The sequence below is a fragment of the Bradyrhizobium sp. LeoA1Lang genome (assembly GCF_055413685.1).
In genome coordinates, this window is the sequence record NZ_JBVAPG010000283.1 from 1 (window position 1) to 5,658 (window position 5,658).

At 59.2% G+C, this 5,658-nt stretch carries 5 protein-coding genes; 3 read left to right on the forward strand and 2 right to left on the reverse strand.

What is annotated here, in order from left to right; all coding sequences use genetic code 11:
- Positions 1-338 precede the first annotated feature (338 nt).
- The 3 genes from ACZYOF_RS41650 to ACZYOF_RS41660 all read left to right on the forward strand — a co-directional run bounded on the left by ACZYOF_RS41650 (position 339) and on the right by ACZYOF_RS41660 (position 4,254).
- The gene (locus tag ACZYOF_RS41650; RefSeq protein ID WP_463719381.1) at positions 339-1,928 is read left to right on the forward strand and encodes a porin; all 1,590 of its coding nucleotides are present in this window, start codon (positions 339-341) and stop codon (positions 1,926-1,928) included.
- A 308-nt stretch (positions 1,929-2,236) separates the two neighbouring features.
- On the forward strand, positions 2,237-3,316 hold the full coding sequence (locus ACZYOF_RS41655) for a SphA family protein (RefSeq protein WP_463719382.1): 1,080 nt from the start codon (positions 2,237-2,239) through the stop codon (positions 3,314-3,316).
- Between the two features lie 314 nt (positions 3,317-3,630).
- Positions 3,631-4,254 carry a nucleoside deaminase gene (locus ACZYOF_RS41660; protein WP_463719383.1) on the forward strand — a complete coding sequence of 208 codons (624 nt, stop codon included), beginning with the start codon at positions 3,631-3,633 and terminating at the stop codon, positions 4,252-4,254.
- A 34-nt stretch (positions 4,255-4,288) separates the two neighbouring features.
- Here the strand turns inward: ACZYOF_RS41660 and ACZYOF_RS41665 are convergent, their stop codons facing one another.
- Together ACZYOF_RS41665 and ACZYOF_RS41670 are read right to left on the reverse strand one after the other, a co-directional pair.
- Positions 4,289-4,657 carry a hypothetical protein gene (locus tag ACZYOF_RS41665; protein WP_130582220.1) on the reverse strand — a complete coding sequence of 123 codons (369 nt, stop codon included), beginning with the start codon at positions 4,655-4,657 and terminating at the stop codon, positions 4,289-4,291.
- A 220-nt stretch (positions 4,658-4,877) separates the two neighbouring features.
- Positions 4,878-5,096, reverse strand: a complete 219-nt coding sequence (locus ACZYOF_RS41670; protein ID WP_130582221.1) for a hypothetical protein — start codon at positions 5,094-5,096, stop codon at positions 4,878-4,880.
- Positions 5,097-5,658 lie beyond the last annotated feature (562 nt).

Sequence of the window (5,658 nt, forward strand, 5' to 3'; positions counted from 1 at the left end):
AAGCCGTAACACCATCGCGCAGGGAAAGCCGGAATGCTTCGGTTGAACCTGTGGTCCTACCCCCGTGCTTTTTGTTGCACGGGACCCATGGGTGCAACCGGCACCCGGCTTTCCCTGCGCCCTCTGTCCAATGAGAGGGTGAAACGTACGCACAGCTCGGGCATCTCGTGCCGCGAGAATGCGAACTCACATCCTCTCCGCTGTGTCCGGCCGGCGTGGCAGAAAGATCACATCGGCCAGCCAGTTGCATGCGGTTCATCGGCACGTATTGCCTGCCGGCCGTCTTGGATTCACTCTTGGTGCACACACCTGCATGAGTCACGGGAAGGAGCCCCGGAATGAAAAGGGCGCGGAATCTCGTTCTCGGAATGATGGCTGGCCTGATGGTCGCCGGCGGCGCCCAAGCGGCGGATCTGCCGGTCAAGGCGAAGGCCGTCGAATATGTGAAGGTCTGCTCGCTATACGGCGCAGGCTTCTTCTTCATTCCGGGTACCGACACCTGCATCAAGCTCGGCGGCTACGTGCGTGCCGACGTCACCTTCAACGGCGGCGCCGCCCACGGCCAGCCGGCGTGGAATGGCGATGCCGGGCAGCGGAATCGTTATTTCGATTATTTCGTCGACCGCTCGCGCATGGTGCTGACGGTCGATACCCGCACTGCCACCGAATATGGGGTGGTCCGCACCTTCGCTTCGAGCAAATTCCAGTTCACCACGCTGGGGGGCAGTACCTTCAACCCGAACTCGATCAATGGCTCGCTTCCTGTCGCGAACTCGAACCTGCTCGACACCCCCGGCGGCGGCTATGTCGCCATCTATGATCTCTTCGTCCAGTTCGCGGGATTCACCTTCGGTAAGTCAGCTTCCGCCTACGCGTCGCCCTGGCAGGGTACTCCGGGCAACAACTCGTCGTTCCTGCTGGGGGGCCAAAGCGGCGACAATAGCGGTACCAACAACATCCAGTACACCGCAGACTTCGGCAACGGCGTGACCGGCAGCATCGGACTTGACGATCCCACCGTGTGGGACCGTACCGCCGTCTACAATCTGTCGCTGCCGCTGAATGCCACGTTGAACACCGGCAACGCCTATGCCGGCGTTCACGCGCCTGAGGTCGTCGGCAATATCCGCGTCGATCAGGCCTGGGGCCTGTTCCAGATTTCCGCCGCGGCGCACGAGGTAAACGCCTCCTACAACGTCCTCAACACCGCTGGCGCGCCGGCCGGCGCGGTCGGCTTGCCTGCCGCAGCGCCGACTGCGCTGTCGGAGATCAGCGGTCACCCCGACACGAGATGGGGTGGCGCGGTGATGGCCGCCCTGCAAATCAAGAACCTGCCGACCGGCACCGCCGACGACATCAAACTCGATGCGAGCTACGCCAAGGGAGCCACGAAATACGTCATCGGAACGGATTCGACCTCGCCGAGCTTTGCGCTGTTCGGCGGCACCGGCAATCCGGCGGCCTATCAGAGCATCGGCTTCGGCGCCACCACCGATGCGGTTTACCTGCCGGTCGCAGCCGGCGGCGACGGCTCGCTGCATCTGACCGAGGCCATTGGCGTCCGCGGCGCATTCAACCACAACTGGGATCCGTACTGGTCGACGAGCCTCTATGGCAGCTATTCGGTGGTCCGCTACGATGGCACGGCCAAGGCATTCATCTGCGCCAACTACACCACGCCGGCCAAGGCGGTGAGCGCCGACTATGTCTGCAATCCCGACTTCAACGTCTCGCAGCTCGGCACGGTGACCCGCTGGACACCGGTCAAGAACCTGACCTTCTCGGCGGAAGTGCAGTGGTTTCACCTCGACCAGAAGTTCCAAGGCTCCGCGGTCCTCGGGGCGGCAGCTCCGAAGCCTTCGACGCGCTACGAGTTCAAGGACCAGGATGCAGTCCATCTGGAGCTTCGCGTTCAGCGAAACTTCTGAGGGCCATTTTTCATTCACCTCAAACGAGGAGGTCGACGACGTTGGGCTTCGAAAAGCAGTCGCTTTGATCGAAACAGTTTAGGCGCAAATCGTGCGGCGCTATGCAGAATCGGCAAAACCAGCAAGTATTTTCACCCGGGAAATTGTGGCATGGAAGGCACAGTCCCTCGCTAAGGATGCACAGGTTGCGAAAGCACCGATCACACGTAGACGCGCTGTAGTAGCATCTGCTCGTTTCCGGTCCCTCGCATGTCGGATCGTTCTTCGGCTGTGACGGAGGAGCGGTGGAATAAAGGGGGGATTGGCGGATGAAGGGCGGGAAATCGATATCGACGGCCGGTTTTGTCTGCCGGTTGAGCGCGGCCGCAATTGCGACCTTGCTTGTGCTTCCCTGTGATGCGGCGCGCGCCGATGAAGGCGGTATCAGCTTTTGGATACCCGGCTTCTTCGGTAGCCTTGCGGCTACTCCCCAACAGCCGGGTTGGCAGATAACTTCGATTTACTATCGTACGCAGGTTTCCGCCGGCGGTGACGTGGCGCGGGCACGGGAGATCACGATCGGTGGCATTCCCGCAAATCTGACGGCCACCGTGAACGCCAGGGTCAATGCAACCGCCAATCTGGGCTTGGTGGCCCCTACCTACGTTTTTGAGACACCCGTGCTCGGCGCGCAGGCCTCTGCCGTCCTGTTGGCAGCGTACGGCAACAACTCGACATCACTGGCGGGACAGCTCACGGGAACACTGACAACGCCGGGCGGCGCGTTTCCGTTCTCGCGGTTCGACAGCATCGATAGCTCGCTCACCGCATTTGGCGATCTGATCCCGTTTTTCCAGTTGAAGTGGAATTCCGGCGTTCACAACTACATGACTTACATCACCGGGGACATTCCGGTCGGGGCCTACGAGTCATCCCGCCTTGCAAATCTGGGGCTCGGGCACTGGGCGATCGACGTCGGCGGCGGCTACACCTATTTCGACCCGAAGACCGGCCACGAAGCTTCGGCGGTGCTCGGATTCACCTACAACTTCATCAATCCTGCTACGCAATATCAGAGCGGCGTCGACATGCACCTCGACTGGGGCGTATCGCAATTCCTGACCAAGCAGTGGCAGGTCGGCCTCGTGGGTTACGTCTACCAGCAGCTCGGCTGTGACAGCGGCTCCGGCGATCGTGTCGGCTGCTTCCAGTCGCGGGTGGTCGGCGTCGGACCGCAGGTCGGCTACATTTTTCCGGTCGGTGACATGCAGGGCTATCTCAACCTGAAGGCCTACGGCGAATTCGCCAATGAAAATCGGCCTGCGGGCTGGAACATCTGGCTGACGTTCAATCTGTCGCCCGCGGCGCCAACGCCGCCGACACCTTCGCGGCCGAGGATAACGAAATAGAAATGCTGGTGCCAACCCATCACTCTTGCGACCGCTGCGCGATCGCGGTTTGGAGGGAGGGAGCCGAAGGACGATTTAAGGACCGCTCATAAGAAGCGGACGTTCCGAATCTGCATAGTCAACACTGCGAACCTAACATTAGTCTTGCGCGGTTCGTGTCGTCAAAGCGGCCTGACACGCTTGTCGGGCGACCAATCACGCAATCGAGAGGCGGAGCATTCCTTTTTGGTGCAGCAACAACCAAGCGAACGTTGCAGACACATCGTTCACGAGGTGGACGAAAACTGCGCAAACGTCTGCTGGCACCCATGAGCATGTCTGACCCAGAGTTAGATTCGATCATGATGCGTCGCTGCATCGCTCTCGCCCAATCCGCGGGTCAAAGCGGGGAATACCCGTTTGCGGCCGTCATCGCTCGGCGAGGCCAATTCATTTGCGAATCCCTCAATATGGTCAAAGTCGAACGGGACGTTACGCGACACGCCGAAATGGTTGCAATTGCTTCAGCCCAGAAGACGCTCCGTGCGACCAGCCTTGATGATTGCACGCTCTATTCGACCGTTGAGCCTTGCGCGATGTGTTCTTATGCCATCCGCGAAACCAGGATAGGACGAGTGGTGTTCAGCTTGCGGTCACCGCTCATGGGCGGATACTCGCGATGGAAAGTTCTAACCGATAGCAATTTGTCCTCGGCATTGCCGGAGGTGTTCGCTCCGCCGCCCATCGTCCTGTCCGGATACTTACAACATGACGTTCAGATGGTGTTTCAGAAGCGAAATCCGCTTAGCTGGCGATTTATGAAAGCGCGAAAGATCTTCGTGGGGAATTCGGATGCTGAAGACGTCGGCATTTTGCACGCCAAATCGCGGCTTGGCCGTTGGACCGGTGTCGGAAACTTGGTCAGGGCTATGGTTTTGGATCGCCTTTGGCGAAGCTAGGAATCGACGTTTCCTCGCTGCCGCAATACACAGTTTAGTTCGGCGCCTTTTTCTTTCTGCTCGCGCCCCTCAAAGCAGTTGTCGAGGTCGTGACCGATCCATTGGTCATTTGAAGACAGGTCAAGAGATCGACATAGCTCGGGTCGCCGGCGGCCGTCGCCTCTCCCTCGCACTGGACTCTGACGGTCGGGGAGTACGAAAGCCAAATCGCGTCCAATTGCTGACGCGCTGAGTTCTCATCGCTCATACACTTATCGAAGCTTTGAGGTAAGGCTAAACCCATCGCCTTATCCGCTTCCACAGACCCTCTGCAGGTGGCTTCGACATTGAGTTTTGGGACGGCCTCGGAAATGGGCGTCACCAATTGAGCAGCCGCCACCACGGCCATGATTGCTGGGTGCATGCGATGTCCTTTCCCTTCAAGAGCATTCAGATCGTACTGGCATCCCCCGTGGAAAGTCCGGCGACTATGCGAGTTCGGCAGATCGACCGACCGTCAGCCTGGACCGCTGTCCGGCTGCGACAGACCGCGCGGCGATCTTCAATGCGGTCTTCAGCCTATGTGCTCAACAGGCAACATTCGCGAAATGGCGCAATGAAAGAGGCCGCCGACTGAGGCGGCCTTACCGAAGGCCAATCCGGAGCACTGCCATCTCCGCGATCTCTCGCGGCTCGCTAATGCCTGTCGCGCGGACGTCGATCACCTTGCGAGCGACCATATCGCAAAACGGGTCGTTACGATCAACTACGCCCAGCAAGTTTAGAGCGTGGTTGAAGGCCTTGTTCAAAAGCTCGATTTCTTCCGGCGCGCGCTTGTCTTTCAATAGCCGATTGATTGGCATTGTCCCGCCCCTCAGCCGACGCAAACAAAACCACACCCCTTCTTATAGCACTGGATCTTCGTTGACGGCCAGAGAATCACGGAAGGAGCACTGACCCTTCACGAAGGTGTGCGTTTCGTCGCTTGGATCGGCCTCGAAATAAGGATGGCCGCCAAGAGTGACCGTCAGGCGCGCTTCATATGCCATATGCCGGGGCGATATTTTTGCTGTGGCGTTCGCGATGGCAAATTCACGTTCCCAAGCGCATAGTCGGGGCATGGCGACAATTGTTCAATGCAATTGCGGCGCCGAGTATAGACGCACTGAAGAGAAGTTCTTGGTGCCGCATACGGGCGACGCGATCTGCGCGGTCTGCGGAGCCGCGCTAGAATCGTGGTCGGAACGCACCCACGTTCCCATATATGAACTTATTGAACGTCCAGACAGAAAGCCGGAAGAGCTATGGCCGAAATTGGGTGATGGGGCTGATCAGGCGGCGCGGTTAGCTGGCGTCGTCGATTCTGCGACGCCGTCGGTAAATTTGACGCCGGCAATGACCCTTGGCAACTGATTTTCGCCCTTC